A 14,041-nucleotide genomic window follows, 5' to 3' on the forward strand; every position below is an offset into this window, starting at 1 on the left:
ATAAGTGCCCCTTGCGCGTCATTTTGGCACATCTATTCGTGCGAGCGAGGCGGGGATGTTCATTTGTTTTTTTCTTATTGTGCTTATAATCAGGAGTTTGCGTAATTCTAACTGAAGCGGAACGCATTTTGCTAAAATGCACGGCGTGAGTTCCCCCGCTATATCATCGTCCCATATCCTCCCGGCCGCGCCTTTTGAACGCCTCTATGACCATCTTCATTTCGACACGGATTTGAAGAAGCGTTTGGTGTCCCAAATCGCTCTAACCTTCCTACTCCGATCGAAATTTTCTCCCGGAGACCTGCCTGTTCACGGCATAATTCTTCTTCATGGCCCTCCCGGTACAGGAAAGACCTCGGTTGCGAAGGCCGTGGCTTCCAAAGCTGCCAGTATCATCAAAGGGAAAAAGCCGATGCGGCTCCTTGAGATTGACCCGCATGCCTTGACCGGCTCCGCGCTCGGAAAAAGTCAGAAGGAAGTGATGAAGCTCTTCCGGGAAACAATTGTCGAAGAGGCAGCAAAAGGACCTCTGATTGTGCTTCTCGACGAGGTGGAAACCATGGCGGCCAGTCGCCAGAAGGTCAGTATGGAGGCTAACCCGCTCGATGTACATAGGGCAACCGACGCTGTTCTGACAGGTCTCGACGCAATTGCGTCCACGCATCCCGAGATCATTTTCATCTGTACCAGTAACTTTCAACAGGCGCTTGATGAGGCGTTCGTCTCTCGTACGGACTTCATGACTTTCGTGGATGTTCCAGGAGACGCCGCTCGTCATCAAATTATCGACGATACACTGAAAACCTTGGGTTCTGTGTGGAACGAGATCAATGCCCTGCGGACTCAGCCGAATCTGAAAAAGCTGGTAAAAGCGAGCAAGGGCATGGACGGCCGCGCCATTTGTAAGCGAATCCTGCTAGCCCTCTCCTTGGATACCTCGCTCGCGTCGAACCCCGGTACACTGACCATCGGTCACCTCGAAACCGTATTCTCCGAAAATCCCCCCCAAAAATCATGAGTTCAGTAATTGCCCGCAGAATCCGTTCTGCCCCCCACCGGCCAGCAGGAGAAACATGGCAGATAATTTCGGACCTGCTATGCCAGGGAGACAAAGCCCTGCTCGAGGAACTTGGTGGAGTCGCCGGAATTGTCGCCTCAACAATCGTCGATAAGGAGCCAAGGGAAGCGCCGATTATCGTCATCGGCAAGGGACCACGGATCCGGTTCTACTGCCTCTACGGTGATGATGCCATCACTGGTGACGACGCAAACGAAGATGCGCTTCCAGTGAAGCCGCTGGAGGGATCTTGGGAAATCCATGTCCCATTCCCAGCCGATGAATTGGATTGGGCGCAAGGCGCCCTGAAGAAGCAGTCGACGAAGATCAAGGCCTACGACTCAAAAGCCGGCATTGAAAAATCGGGAAGTGAAGCAGCGGTCCAAGCTACCTCCAGTCCATCAACCTCAATCGATCTCGACGCCCTCAACCGCCTATGAGCACGACCGTCAAAGTTAACACCTACTCGCATAGTGTCACGCATGTGACTGACAACATCTTGTCAGGTCTAAAAAGGATCATTCTGCTGAGCGGCCTGTCTCTCGATAAACTCACTTCCGATTGGAAGGTGCTCGAGGCCGGCATCGGCAAGTGGCTTGAAACCCGGCACCTTAATACGGTGACTCTGGAGATTTACACGGGGACTTCATCATTGGTCGGACGTTGGGATTTTGACATCAGCTACACTTACACCACCGGCGACGATGGCGATTTGTGGGCGGATGTCGATGCCATCAAATTCGCCATCAAGAAGGCAGGAGCCATCCCATCCACCTGCATATACCGCGTTATCGCCAACACGAAGGACGGCCGACCTGACGTCAATGGTTGGTCATCCACTCAATACCTCTCAACCGACGGTTTCACCAAACGCCCAATTGGAACCACTATCGGCGCAACGCATCTTGGGGCAGGAACCAGCTACTGGTCAAAATAATGACAATCGAAGAAGCATTTCAGAAATTTAAGTCCCGTCTTGAACTTACCGACGGCGAGCAGAAGGACGCCAGCAAGCGGCAGAAGCGAGTTCGCGAGGTGATGTCAGAGAATTTTCACGTCGAGGACGACTTTCTCGCCGGTTCATATGCGAGGCATACGAAAACCAAGCCTCTCAAGGATGTGGATATTTTCTTGGCCCTCGGGAGCAAAGAACGCCACAGGCTCGACGAACCCGCAAAGGATCTGCTTGAGGCAGTGAGGGTTGCGCTGGTTCCAGAGTATGGAGAGGATAAAGTTTCCATTGGTCGCAGATGCGTTCAGGTCAGGTTCGGTGGTGATGAAGACGACGACAAGGTCATGAGCATCGATGTCGTTCCGGCCTTCACCGAAGGAGATAACTACAAGATTGCCGACCCTCAGAGCGAAAAGGATTGGGCCGTCACCAATCCTAAGACTCATGCGGCGAAAGCCACCGCCTGCAACAAGGATTTCGATCTCAAGTGGAAGCCTGTTGTCAAAATGGCCAAAAAGTGGAACGAGCACAAAGGCAAGCCCATCAAACCAAGTTTCCTCATCGAGGTGATGGCGATAGAACTCCTGAAGGGTCCATTTTCGGGCGGTTATCCCTATGAGCTGAAGGCGCTGTTTGCAGCACTGGAAGCCAGGATTTCGGAAATCTGGAATGATCCTGCCGGATTGGGGCCACCTGTGTCGGATAGAATGGATGCGGCCGCTTGTCAGAATGCTCGAAAGGTGCTTGCTGAAACTGGGCAGTCCGTAGATCGGGCTATTTATCTGGCGAAAACAGGGAACGTGGGCGGAGCACTACGGATCTGGCGTGACGAAGTTTTTGGAAGCCGATTCTCAATTTCCTGAAGTATGGCCAAGAAAAAGACTCAAACTCCGCCTTCGCTCAGCGAGTTGTTCGAAGGCTATCAGAAGGGCCTGATCGCGAACCTCGGAATATCCCGTAAGCTGATCACCCATCCGGTAGCGAAAGGCGACGCCACGGAACTCCGGTGGATAAAAATGCTGAGAACCTATCTACCAACGCGGTATCAGGTTGAACGTGCCTTCGTGATCGACTCGGACGGAACCCTGAGTCAGCAGCAGGATCTGGTGATCTTCGACAGGCATTTTTCGCTTTTTATCTTCGAGCATGAAGGCGTTGCCTACATTCCTGCGGAAAGCGTCTATGCCGTGTTTGAGGTGAAGCCAGAAATCACTCCGAAATACATCGGTTACGCCGGTGACAAGGCAGAGAGCGTAAGAAGGCTCAAGAGGACCTCCGGGCGAATCGTCCAAGCTGGGGGTGATGTCCATACCCCTAAGCCGCCACCTCAGATTCTTGCCGGCATACTCGCCTTGGATTGCAAATGGAAGGAACCGATGGGGGCGAACTTTAAAGGATATCTCCAAGGGCTGAGTGCAAACAGAGCCTTAAACTTGGGCTGTGTGGCCAGGCACGGGGCTTTCGAAATCACTGATGCCACACCCACCTCCTTCACCTGGGATGTCAGTCGGCCCGACACTGCCGTCATGTCTTTCGTACTCACTCTCACCAGATTGCTCCAGAAGATGGGAACTGTGCCGGCGATTCAGATCGAAGAATATGCGAAACATCTCTAAGAGACTGTCTTAATAGATCCCCAAAGACTGTTGACCGGTGGAAGGTGAATGCGCACCCGTAAGCCCCGGAGAGGTGAAATAAGTTACCGCGAAGTTACAGCGCCTCGGCTACTGCCCAACATGTCCGATCACTGTCGAACCACCCCATCAAAAATGATGAATTCTCCATGCACTACTGATCTCCACGAAGAAAGATTCGAATTTACGTTGCTCCGAGTGGACATCGGTCTTGCGGACGAGTTCACAGTTCATCCTCTCGGTGCCGAGCCGTTCAGTAGTGGTAGTTCATGCATTAGGGACTGCATTTCTTTCAAAACGGAAGGCCATGCCTGGAGGCTACGCCGTTTGGTTTCCTACAGGGACGAATTCCTACCGGCTGACACTGCTTATCACCGGGCTGAGCAGGAAGGGACAGCCTCTGCCGCCGGTATGACCCGGAGGGATTGGCTCGATCAGGCTGTCAAATTCGCGTTGGACCAACGCGCCGAGTAACCGGGCATCTGGTCCTTTCTAAAACCGTTGGGCCAACGCAGTACGCCCGGGTCCGGTAGAGTGGGGCGCGGCGCACGAAGTAGCCGCGTGGGGAGAGTCTTCTCCCCGGTCCAAAGTTTCGGGAAGTGTATTCAAAAAATCTCTCTGCCGAAATCCTTCCACAGAACCCCGGAAGCACGTTCACGCCACCGCCGGAAAGTGTATTCAGGAAAACAGGTGTTAAAATGAATACGATCGTGATAGTGGTCAGCCATGAAAAGAGAGAACGCGAGAACCCCGGTGGCGATTCTTGTCCGGGTATCCACCGCCAAGCAGGAAACCGACCGCCAGGTCCATGAACTCCGGGAGGTCGCCACGGCGAACAGATGGAAGGTGGTGGAGGTGATCGAAGAACAGGTATCAGGCAATGCCGCCGAGGCGGACCGAGCAGGTATCGAGCGGGCCATGGAACTGGCGCGGTCGGGATCAATCAGGAAGGTGCTGGTTCACGAGGTTTCCCGGGTGGCCCGCCGGAATTCCACCGCGCACCGGTTTGTGGAGGACCTGGAGGGTTGTGGTGTTTCCCTGTATTGGCACGCCCAGCGGATTGAAACCCTGCTCCCGTCTGGAAAGCGAAACCCCGCCGCGTCGATCATGTTTTCGTTGTTGGCGGAGATGGCGCGTAACGAACGTGAAACGCTGGTTGAGCGGATCAAGTCCGGTTTGGAGGAAGCCCGCCGGAAGGGGCACACTCTCGGTCGCCCCGCCGGGTCGGTTCAAACCCGGGATGAGATGTTGGCCAAGCACCGGGATGTGGTGCGGCATCTTCGGGCAGGTCATTCAATCCGGCACACTGCCAAGATCACCGGCAAGGGTGTGTCCACAGTACAGCGGGTGAAAGCCGCCATGCAACCGGTCTTCGGAAAAGTCGATTATATCGCTGCCGATCAGAGGGGAACGTTTGTCGAGCTTCCAACTCTGACTGGAAGGTGAGGCGGAGGTGCTATTTTAAACACCCCCGCCTCACTTTCCATTATCTCCTAGGCATTGGATGTGGGGCTGATTTCCCCAGCCACTTTCCTTCGAGAAGGTAAAGTTCGTAAAACAAGATCCACTCATGAATCCAAGGAACAATTTTCTCGTGTAAATTGTCAGTGTGTTTCCACGGGGTTTCCACCGGGTGGTAGAGGCACAGAGATCCATTTCGGTAGAGGTGGATCTCCGTGCTCGAAACGATGTCGGGTTTCAGGATGAAAACCTGGGGTTCCTTTCCGGGTTCATACTCGATCCTAACGGTGTAGGTGGCGCAGTCCGGTGTCGGTCGGACTTCTCCGATGCAAGTCAAACGTCGCTTCGAGTATGCACAGCGAAATTCAGGGAAATGTGCTGCCATCAGCGCTTTCTGCAGCGCGAATTTTCGATAGCCTTCGACTCCCTTCCCCCAGTTTTTAAAAACGGTCGCCATAGAAACTGTGGGGTAGGTTACGGACTCCAGCAGATCCGATACCTACGATGCTGGAGGTTTTTGCGGTCCCCGCGGTGATGGTTGCTGCGACGGCTTTAAGGCGTGCTGCCTTTTCTTTGTCTTCCTTGGCTTTGTCGTAGTCGCGGAAGTAACCGTCACTTTGAAAGACCCACTCCCACGCATCGCGGGCGCTTTTGTTATCTTGGTGATCCGGTGTGTCCAGAACTCCGAGATTTTCGAGCGCCTCCTCGATTTTTGAAAGGAATTCGGTGACGTTGTCATCCGCGTCGGTGCGGGTGATGGGCGGCTTGTCCGGGTGAGCAAGGTTCAGGATCACTTTGTTGTCTTCAAGGCGGTCCTTGAGCTCCTCAAGCAATCGTCGGAAGGCCAGATCAAGACGGGAGTGGAATGCCGGCTGGCATTCGACAACGAGCATCGTGAGTTTCATGCCGTTTGGCATGTCCCAGTTGTAACGGCTGCGGCAAAAGCGTTTCAGGAGTTGGATCAACCGACGCATCTGCGTGCCATGGCCTTCGACGTCCGTGTTGCGGGATTTGACCTCATTGTTGAACCAGTGATTGAGTTGGGTTGGATCGGATTCCGTCCAGCCAAATTCACCGGCGAGTTCCCGCACCATGTCGCCGTTGTCCTTTTCGTATTTCCGGTAAACGGGGAAATCGATGTGATGGCGCTCCTCGTCGCCCTCCTTGTAATAAACGCGGATGGCATTGGCGGCCATGTTGGGCTGTTTTGCGAAACGCGCATCCTTGAGCGCTTCCAGCACGTGCTCCTTGACCTGGGTGGAGGTGAGTTCGTTGCCGTCGTCATCGACCAGTTCGTCCCGCCATAATACGAGGCCGTCATCGATGTCGTATTCCTCATTGACGAATTTCGTCTGAATGATGGTCCGAACCGCAGATGATCCCTGGGGTTTGAACGAGCTTTGGGAAATGGAGAGTCCGTCAATCCGCTTGGGTAGCCGCAAAATCAGGCGGTCCCGATTGGAATCACGGTGGGCGAAGAGCTTTTCTTTGAATCCCTTGGGGAGACGGACTTTTTCCTCACGGAAGGCTTCGATTTGTTCTGAATAGTCAAACATGGTGTATTAGGCGGTGATGGTTTTGGCGAGTTGGTTTGCGTAGGCGGACCAGTCAACGGCTGGGACCGTTGCACAGGCCTGGAGACGGCTGAGAAGGCGGAAGGCGAAGTAAGCCAGCGAGTTTTCGGGAGGGCCGTAGGTGAGTCCTCCCCCTTCCTTGAAGGTGTCAAAACAGGCGCCGTTGGCGGCGAATCCGCAATCGAGAGCCATCGGTCCGCTGAGTGCGGAGTGATTTTCAAGGAACGAAGCTCCAAGGCCGTCGGCCCATTCCACGTCGATGGCCAAGATTCCAGCAATGATGTGCTGAGGCTCTTTGGCGGGATAAACGCCACCTGCGTGAACAATGGGGATCGAAGTGCGGTGGAGTTTCCTCACCGATGCTGCTTTATCCCCGGCGTATTCGAGGTATCCCTTGTTGATGGTTGGTTTGCACTCGAACACGGCGTAAACGCTTTCCGCAGGGACGTAGCGATGTTTGTCACTGTCCATCAATGTAGGGGTGTATTGACGGTCGAAGACGACGACATCAATGGAGTCGCTGGTGTCTCCGCGGGAGTCGATGACCATCGCCTTGTCGACCGTGTAGCGGTCAGGAAGGTAATGGCGTAGGAAGTCGATGAAGTGCTGTTCGTTGACCTCTCCTTTGTCGCCCTGGTGGCGGATTCGGTTTGAGGAGCGGAGGCTTGCCTCAAGGCAGACCTGTTCGCTGGCGAAGGATTCTTGGAGAAAGAGGACTCCTGCGTCCTCATCCGTTGGCTTGTTTTCGATGGTTTGGATCATAATTTAAGGCGAGGGAGTTCCCTGCTACATACTTATGATGAGCTGACCTCAAAAATTGCCGTCGCCAGCGAACTTTTTTTTGGATAGCGTCGTTTGGTGAGCTCGAAAGAGGCAAACGAACTCCGATTGGGGGCGATGACGGAAGCCGAACTCCATGATCTCATGGATCGGACAACCGCGTATGCTGCCCGGCTGATTTCCGGCAGGCGCTGGAGATTCGGGAGTGGCGGCTTCTTGCCGGGGGGGCGTTCGGCTTCGGATCTCACTCAGGCCGCCTTTGAAAACATTCTCGACGGCGGAAAGTGGGACGAGGACAAGCCTTTATGGCTTGTTTTGCAGGGATATGTCCGAGGCTTGGTCGGGAATCTCTCAACTTCTTCCGAGAACCGCCTGGTTTCGGGGATTGATGACAAACGATCGTTGGAGGAGGATAGCTGGAGGTCTGCGGTTGAGCAAATTGCTTCCGATGATTCTCACCCCGCCGAAAACCTGCAGCGTATGGAAGACGACGACGTGATGCTCGACGTCGTCGATGCCTTTGAAGTCGGATCTCCCGAAAGGAGGATCGTGGAAGCCGTCCTCAACGGTGCTTCAAAGCGGGCGGAGGTTCTGGAAGAATCCGGCTTGAAGGCGGCGGAATATGAAGCGGCAAAAAAACGATTGCGTCGTTCTCTCGAAGATTTCCGGCAACAACGGGCCGCAGGGCATCATTAAAAGGTAAGGAGGATGCAATGAACGGAAAAAAAGAAAGAACCGGAACGGACATGGTCGAAGACCTTTCGGCTCTCGTGTACGAAACGGATGCCTTTCCTTCGACTGAGAAAGCCAAGGAGATTTTGGCGGAGGAAGGCATCGATACGACTTCGTTGAATTCGTGGGCTTCTGAAAAACTCAAAGGGATCAAGGCCCGTCAAAGGATGGCGTTGGCAAGGGAGAGGCGGCTTGCTTTTGAGGAAAGGTTTAAAACGTTGGGTCGCTCGTTTTCGGGCACGGCCTCGGCATTGAGGAAGAAGGTTTTGGATAAAATACGTATTCTCGGTGAGTCGGATCCCGAAGGGGCACAGGTTTTTTGCCGGAAATTCGAGGATGTTCCTGATGAGGACCTCGCTGACTTGGATGCGGAATTATCGCTGTTGGAAGAGCTGGAGGGAGAGAGTGAGGGTTTCGATGAAAAAGGATCCTGAGCGGATCAAGGCGGGTGCCGCCGCCTTTCGTATTCTTTCTGAATTCGGATTTCCTCATCCTCGGGAAATCGATTTGAAGGATTTGGCCATGGATAGGAAGGTCTTCGTCCGTGAGGGAGAAATCAAGGGAGCCGAGGGGCGTTTGCTGAGGAAGGGCAAGAACGGTGTGATTCACATCCGGAAGGATATCGGTTCCGAAGGTCGCCGTCGGTTTACGATTGCCCATGAGTTGGGGCATTGGGAGCTGCACGCGGCTTACTCCCAATTTCTCTGCGATGCGGAAGACATGAGGGATTACGGTCGGTCTCCTCTTGAGGTGGAGGCGAATTGTTTTGCCGCCGAGCTTCTAATGCCGAATTCCCATTTTCGAGCTGCTTGCGGGAACCAAGAGCCCTCCATGGCCTTGATTGAATCGCTGGCCGATGATTTTCAAACGACTTTGACCTCCACCGCCATACGATTTGCCGATGTAAGCAAGAGGCGTGTCGTGGTTGTCTATTATCAGAACAATGTCGTTCGGTGGAGCTATTCAGATCCTAAGAAAAACCTGCCATTCGTGGTGTCGGGAAGACCTGTTCCGAATTTCAGTTCGGCCACATTGGACACGAGTGAGGTGGCAAACCGAATGGATCATTATGAGGACGCGGACTGGTTTCCCCAATTATCGTGGGGCAAGGAAGATGTGAATGAGGAAACCAAAAGGATGGGTTCCTTGAAGGGTGGGTTAACTTTGTTGTGGTTCTGTTGAGACGGAACCTTTGCCTTTTGGGCGGAATGTTGATTCAGCGGAGTTTGCCGGGGTCGGCGAGCAATCCGGCCGCCTCAAATTTCCGCAGGAGATCCCGCTGACGGTCACCCATTTTGTCGTTTTTGCTCTGGTTCAGCCGCAACGGCATGAGTTCGAGGTTGGCGATCACATTGTCCAGTCCGGGCACGATGGCGCGGGGAATGATGTGGTCAACGGATAGGATGTCTCCGGTGTAGGGGCCTTTACGCACCTTGGGCGATCGGCCCCTCCGCATGGCCTCAATGTCCTCGGCGGTGGTGCTGCCCAGCTTCTCAAGGATGTCGAGGTTCCTCAGGATCGCTGCTGTGGTGACTTTCCCTTTTTCGGTTCCACTCCAGCCGATTTTCTCGATGGCTCCGGCGACGATTGCCGTCGGATCTTTGCCAGCTTGTTTGGCGGTGTAGAGTATTGCCGTGATTTTGAGGATGCGGGAGTTGCTGCCGCGGTTTTTGAGTGTCGCGAGCTTCGCCGGGTCGATCAGGGATTTGATCATCCCGGATTCGATCGTGTCCATGGCGTCAGTTGCCGACGCTTCTTGGACATGGGGGGGGTGTGAACTGGTCTTGGGGTTTTCTACCTCGCTCGGGTCACAGGCCGTGAGGATGGCCAGCAGGACCAAGGTGATAGCGCGGAGTGAAAGCATCGGAATGAGGAATGAGGAATGAGGAATGAGGAATGAGGAATGAGGAATGAGGAATGAGGAATGAGGAATGAGGAATGAGGAATGAGGAATGAGGAATGAGGATAGAAGATTCTGCCATCGCCGGAAACCCTGTAGTGAAAAATCCCGCCACCGGATCGGCGGGGGAGAAAATCAACTGGGCACTCGTGGATAGAGGACGGTACGAAAACGATGGATACGCATCAACGTATCGAGATTTCAGGATGCGTTCAAATGAGTAGTTGCGTTGTATCGCGCATCTGGTATGGTCAAGCGATTTTTCCACCAACATGTTGGCCCCCACCTTTACCCCCACCCAAAACCGGCTTGTCGAAGCTGCTACGTTTCGATCAATTTCCCAGACCAATCCTTTTTGGTTTGGCAATCTTGCCCACCTCTATTTGGAACTTCGGCTCAATCTCGATGAACTCGAAGGAGCGGAATCCAGTCGCAAGGCCCAACAAGCCCATGAATACATCCGAAAGGCGGCTGAGGTGTGCCACGTGGTGGCGGGTCAACTGAATGGCCAGGTTCTGGAAATCCACGGCAGAACGATCCATATCGGGCTGGAATATTCGTCGTCCGCTGAAATCGGGGAGAGGATGAAGGAAGCGTCCGGCTTGATCCACATCCTGCTCGGTCGAACTTATGGTAGTGGTGGACCGGACGGTTGGCGGATCGCTGGCGATCATGCTGCGACGCTAACTGTGACGAGCGAAGGCATCCATCAGGATACATCGCTTGTGTCCCTCAGTCCAGCCGCGAACTTTCCGGCAAAGCAGCTTGCGCGGAAAAAAGTGCCTCGATGGTATGCGGGTTTGAACCTCGATCAGAAATGGGCGGTCTATTCACTTGATGAGCTGGCCGAGACTTGCAAATCCCGGAAACGTGTTGATGAGATTTTTCCAGGGCAGCGTAACCTCGTTCAGTTGGTTGAAGCGGCAAACGCACAAACGATCAACTTCTCATCTTCAAAGGCAATCCGGCAAATCAGCGCCCAAGCAGCACCACTTGGTAACCCTGGAGCAAACGACCTCTATTCTTGTTACGGCTTTGTCCTGAGTATGGATCTGGACGGCTTTACCAAGCGCGTCGCCCGGGCGGCCGTTGGATCGATGGATGACAAGCGTAAGCTTGCAGAGGACTTTCTCGACATCATGCGTCGTGCCGCGGCATTCGCCGAGCGTCACCCGGATACTTTCATCCAGTTTCCTTTTGCGGGAGACAACGCCATCTTCGCCGTGACTGCAGAAAATCTGGAAGATTACAAGGCAAGAAAAAAGGTGACGCCAGTCAAGACAGCGGTTGAATGGGAACAGGCGATGGGTGACCGAGCACGCGATGCTGGCTACGGCGGCTGGGGTCAGAGTCTCGCCGGAGGAGGAACCCCACATGGAAACAGCAAAGGGAACCTCCACGTCGCGGGAATTCTCCTTGGCGGCAGACGGTTCCTCATAGGTATTGGGCCGGGAATGCGGCACGCCCGGCAAGGCTTTGTCCACGTGGATCCATCTCCAAAAGAGCTGGCAATGTATCGACCCGACATCGCGGACCTACACGAGCGCCTTAAAAAGGAATTCTACGATTGCCCCACACCACTTTCTGATCGGTCTTCCAATTATAAAAAGGCCCAGCTCTCGAATTTGAGCAAGGCTCTATCAGAGGTGGAAGCAGAACGTGTCCGGGTCGTTCAGAGTGTTGCACAGCCCAAAATCGTTCTGCCTTCTGCTGCGGTTATAACTCATCGACCTTTCGGCGGACTGAAATGAAACGCGCCTATCCACAGCACACCAGCCACGGGATGCATTATCGTCGCTCGTTGTACGAGAGGCTGATCGCTCCCCGTGGCGGAAATCGGAGAAGTCCCAAAATAATTGGAGGAATCAAACACGATGGCGGGCAGTCAGACATCATTATTGCAAACCATGGTAATCCACTTATTTCATCCCCGTGGGTCAACTGCAGAGAGCCGTGGGTTCGGCGTAGCGTGGACTGGCATTTTCTGAATTTCGGCGCGAAACACCCTAAGACTCAGTTTTGTTGGGTGCTCGACCTGGAATGGAAAGATCACTTCCGTGAGAGACTCGATGCGGACGAGGCTCCCGAAGTTCTTTGCGAGGACGCGGCCCACTGGCAGGTGGAAGCGATGAGGCGAGTTCTCTCCCGGCACTGGCATGGATGGAAACAGGGCATCGACGAATGGCCTAGGGAGTGGGTGGATTATTCCCACGGTAGAGCTGGCGTTGAGGAGTATTTGGAGGGACGATACCGCGCAGTATGAGACAATTGTTAGGATTATTGCTTAATGGGCTGGACCAACCGGTTTCCGTGGCATCACCCCGGATGGAAGCCCACGATTCCCCTGAGGGAGTCGACCTTGCGGCGAAGCTCAGCTTTGAAGCTACGGTCGCCCAAATGTCGCGTGGGTTTGAGAACACCCAGCGTGTCATCCAGTTCATGGACGCGAAAGCCGGCGCGGTGATCGCGCTGTGCTTGGGCATCTTCATCCTGACAGGGAAGCTGGTCGTTGGCGTCTATGACCGCCTGGGCGAAGGAATGCTGACCTCCCACCATGCACCAGTTAATTTCATGATCTGGGGGATGACTGCGATTGTCGTAGGGGTGGGACTGACGGGGTTTATTTCTCTCCATTTCGCTTTTGGCGCGGTAAAACCCAACGGCCTCCCACAGCCGGAGCATTTCACGACTTTGTTCCCCGCGGCCAAGAAACCTTGGGAGCAGCCTGATCTCACGAATTATATGGGGAGGGCGGTGGCAGGTGAAAACCAGCACTTTGTCCTTGATGAATTCCGACGCCAGCTGCTGGCGCTGGGAGACATCGTGTTTCGGAAGATCAATTGCCTGAAGACCGCAATCTTCTTCCTTTGGTGGCAGGGGTTGTTCTCCTTCCTTCTGTTGGTTTTTATCGGTGTAGTGGTGGGTTTCGGTCTATACCCGAAGAAGGCGGACCTTCCACCCAAGCCGTTCCCCGTAACCATTTTGCCTGCCGGTTCGATTCAAGGAGCAAACCCGTAAAGCCTCAGAGGCCATCGTGAAACTCAACGATCTCACCAATTTTAAAAGCGAACATTTTTGGCGGTGCTGAGTCCGCATAAGCCGTGACGAGGAATGAGTCGAGGGTTTCATGCTTATCATCCCAAGTTCCGCCGAAGCTCACCGGGATATTTCCTTTCCATCTGGCTCTTGGGAACAGTGGGGACCTCATGTTGTTTCCGGCTGATACTCGAAAATATTTCAAATTCGGTTCTGTAGGGTCGTCCTCCATGTAATTTGGGTCCGCGTAGCCTGTGGCCCGTCCACGATATTGCGTCGGTGCCATAATGTTCAGCCCGAAATGTCTGCACAGGGAGTCGCTTACATTTTCAACTTTCCATAAGAGGTTGCTTTTAGGTTCCTTCCGAGTTTCGTAACGCCAAAGATGCAATTCTAAGCTCACCAGGATCTCCGGATGACGAATTCGGCTTCGAATATCAAGGATATGCTGAGTGGATAACCCCTTCAATTTTGAGCCTACCCTCTGATAGAATATAAGGTCGCGGGCTTGGTGAGGAGCATCCCCGCTCGGGTCGATCCGAATGACCACGACACCTCGACCAGGATCTTGAGGAAATGGAAGAAGCCGAACGCCGATCCGCGAAACAGGAGGACTCACCAGTGAGTGTATCACGTCTTCAAGCCACCCTTGCAGCCCTCCTTTTATGGAGAAATCAGCCCCCTCATCAAATTTGATCGGCTGGCCGGGGCTTGGATCATGGCAACCAATCACAAGGTAACCACCGCTGTAGTTGGCAAAGGCTGAGACGTAGCAAGAAAGGTTCTGCAGAACCTTCCCTTCATCCGTCAGCCACCTGGCTGCTTTGAAATCTAGCCATTCGGACTCAACGGGCGGCAGGTTTTCAACGTAACCAAGGTCCCACTCGTGAAGGGGTTTTAGTTGAGAAATCATCG

Annotated in this window: 16 protein-coding genes; 11 read left to right on the top strand and 5 right to left on the bottom strand. The window is 53.9% G+C overall.

The genetic code is table 11. From position 1 onward, the window contains the following. Nucleotides 1-145 precede the first annotated feature (145 nt). From JIN84_RS08900 to JIN84_RS08925, 6 genes are all read left to right on the top strand, one after another. Nucleotides 146-1,018 carry an AAA family ATPase gene (locus tag JIN84_RS08900; RefSeq protein ID WP_200350690.1) on the top strand — a complete coding sequence of 291 codons (873 nt, stop codon included), beginning with the start codon at nt 146-148 and terminating at the stop codon, nt 1,016-1,018. After that, a complete protein-coding gene (locus JIN84_RS08905; protein WP_200350691.1) occupies nt 1,015-1,497 on the top strand; it encodes a hypothetical protein in 483 nt (160 codons plus the stop codon). Before JIN84_RS08900 ends, JIN84_RS08905 begins: the two co-directional genes overlap by 4 nt. Continuing rightward, nucleotides 1,494-1,994 (top strand): hypothetical protein, encoded by a 501-nt coding sequence (locus JIN84_RS08910; RefSeq protein WP_200350692.1) that lies wholly within the window; start codon nt 1,494-1,496, stop codon nt 1,992-1,994. The genes JIN84_RS08905 and JIN84_RS08910 overlap by 4 nt, the downstream gene beginning before the upstream one ends. Beyond that, entirely contained in the window at nt 1,994-2,872 is an 879-nt protein-coding gene (locus JIN84_RS08915) for a CBASS oligonucleotide cyclase (RefSeq protein ID WP_200350693.1), read from the top strand. The genes JIN84_RS08910 and JIN84_RS08915 overlap by 1 nt, the downstream gene beginning before the upstream one ends. Nucleotides 2,873-2,875: 3 nt before the next feature. After that, on the top strand, nt 2,876-3,625 hold the full coding sequence (locus JIN84_RS08920; protein WP_200350694.1) for a DUF6602 domain-containing protein: 750 nt from the start codon (nt 2,876-2,878) through the stop codon (nt 3,623-3,625). A 744-nt stretch (nt 3,626-4,369) separates the two neighbouring features. Next, the gene (locus tag JIN84_RS08925; protein WP_200350695.1) at nt 4,370-5,089 is read left to right on the top strand and encodes a recombinase family protein; all 720 of its coding nucleotides are present in this window, start codon (nt 4,370-4,372) and stop codon (nt 5,087-5,089) included. A 40-nt stretch (nt 5,090-5,129) separates the two neighbouring features. Here JIN84_RS08925 and JIN84_RS23620 read toward each other — a convergent pair whose 3' ends face one another. Genes JIN84_RS23620 through JIN84_RS08935 form a run of 3 tightly spaced genes read right to left on the bottom strand, consistent with a single transcriptional unit; the run spans nt 5,130 to nt 7,440 of the window. Then, nucleotides 5,130-5,561: a type II CBASS E2 protein gene (locus JIN84_RS23620; RefSeq protein WP_486624504.1), complete on the bottom strand. Its 432-nt coding sequence runs from the start codon at nt 5,559-5,561 to the stop codon at nt 5,130-5,132. After that, the gene (locus JIN84_RS08930; protein WP_200350696.1) at nt 5,545-6,660 is read right to left on the bottom strand and encodes a cyclic GMP-AMP synthase DncV-like nucleotidyltransferase; all 1,116 of its coding nucleotides are present in this window, start codon (nt 6,658-6,660) and stop codon (nt 5,545-5,547) included. Before JIN84_RS08930 ends, JIN84_RS23620 begins: the two co-directional genes overlap by 17 nt. 6 nt (nt 6,661-6,666) lie before the next feature. Next, complete coding sequence (locus JIN84_RS08935; RefSeq protein WP_200350697.1) at nt 6,667-7,440, bottom strand: DUF6602 domain-containing protein; 774 nt, start codon at nt 7,438-7,440, stop codon at nt 6,667-6,669. 135 nt (nt 7,441-7,575) lie between these two features. On the opposite strand from JIN84_RS08935, the gene JIN84_RS08940 reads away from it, so the two are divergent. Genes JIN84_RS08940 through JIN84_RS08950 form a run of 3 tightly spaced genes read left to right on the top strand, consistent with a single transcriptional unit; the run spans nt 7,576 to nt 9,372 of the window. Continuing rightward, nucleotides 7,576-8,154 carry a hypothetical protein gene (locus tag JIN84_RS08940; protein WP_200350698.1) on the top strand — a complete coding sequence of 193 codons (579 nt, stop codon included), beginning with the start codon at nt 7,576-7,578 and terminating at the stop codon, nt 8,152-8,154. A 50-nt stretch (nt 8,155-8,204) separates the two neighbouring features. Then, the gene (locus JIN84_RS08945; RefSeq protein ID WP_200350699.1) at nt 8,205-8,624 is read left to right on the top strand and encodes a hypothetical protein; all 420 of its coding nucleotides are present in this window, start codon (nt 8,205-8,207) and stop codon (nt 8,622-8,624) included. Continuing rightward, nucleotides 8,608-9,372 (top strand): ImmA/IrrE family metallo-endopeptidase, encoded by a 765-nt coding sequence (locus tag JIN84_RS08950; protein ID WP_200350700.1) that lies wholly within the window; start codon nt 8,608-8,610, stop codon nt 9,370-9,372. Before JIN84_RS08945 ends, JIN84_RS08950 begins: the two co-directional genes overlap by 17 nt. A gap of 34 nt (nt 9,373-9,406) precedes the next feature. Here the strand turns inward: JIN84_RS08950 and JIN84_RS08955 are convergent, their stop codons facing one another. After that, the gene (locus tag JIN84_RS08955; RefSeq protein WP_200350701.1) at nt 9,407-9,925 is read right to left on the bottom strand and encodes an HNH endonuclease family protein; all 519 of its coding nucleotides are present in this window, start codon (nt 9,923-9,925) and stop codon (nt 9,407-9,409) included. A 437-nt stretch (nt 9,926-10,362) separates the two neighbouring features. Here JIN84_RS08955 and JIN84_RS08960 point away from each other — a divergent pair, with 437 nt between their 5' ends. Together JIN84_RS08960 and JIN84_RS08965 are read left to right on the top strand one after the other, a co-directional pair. After that, entirely contained in the window at nt 10,363-11,841 is a 1,479-nt protein-coding gene (locus JIN84_RS08960) for a hypothetical protein (protein ID WP_200350702.1), read from the top strand. Nucleotides 11,842-12,415: 574 nt separating this feature from the next. Continuing rightward, nucleotides 12,416-13,108 (top strand): Pycsar system effector family protein, encoded by a 693-nt coding sequence (locus tag JIN84_RS08965; RefSeq protein WP_234043386.1) that lies wholly within the window; start codon nt 12,416-12,418, stop codon nt 13,106-13,108. A 4-nt stretch (nt 13,109-13,112) separates the two neighbouring features. Here the strand turns inward: JIN84_RS08965 and JIN84_RS08970 are convergent, their stop codons facing one another. Further along, nucleotides 13,113-14,039, bottom strand: coding sequence for an AlbA family DNA-binding domain-containing protein (locus JIN84_RS08970; RefSeq protein WP_200350704.1), 927 nt, complete (start codon nt 14,037-14,039; stop codon nt 13,113-13,115). Nucleotides 14,040-14,041 lie beyond the last annotated feature (2 nt).

Origin of the sequence: Luteolibacter yonseiensis, from assembly GCF_016595465.1 — a bacterium.
GTDB lineage: Bacteria > Verrucomicrobiota > Verrucomicrobiia > Verrucomicrobiales > Akkermansiaceae > Luteolibacter > Luteolibacter yonseiensis.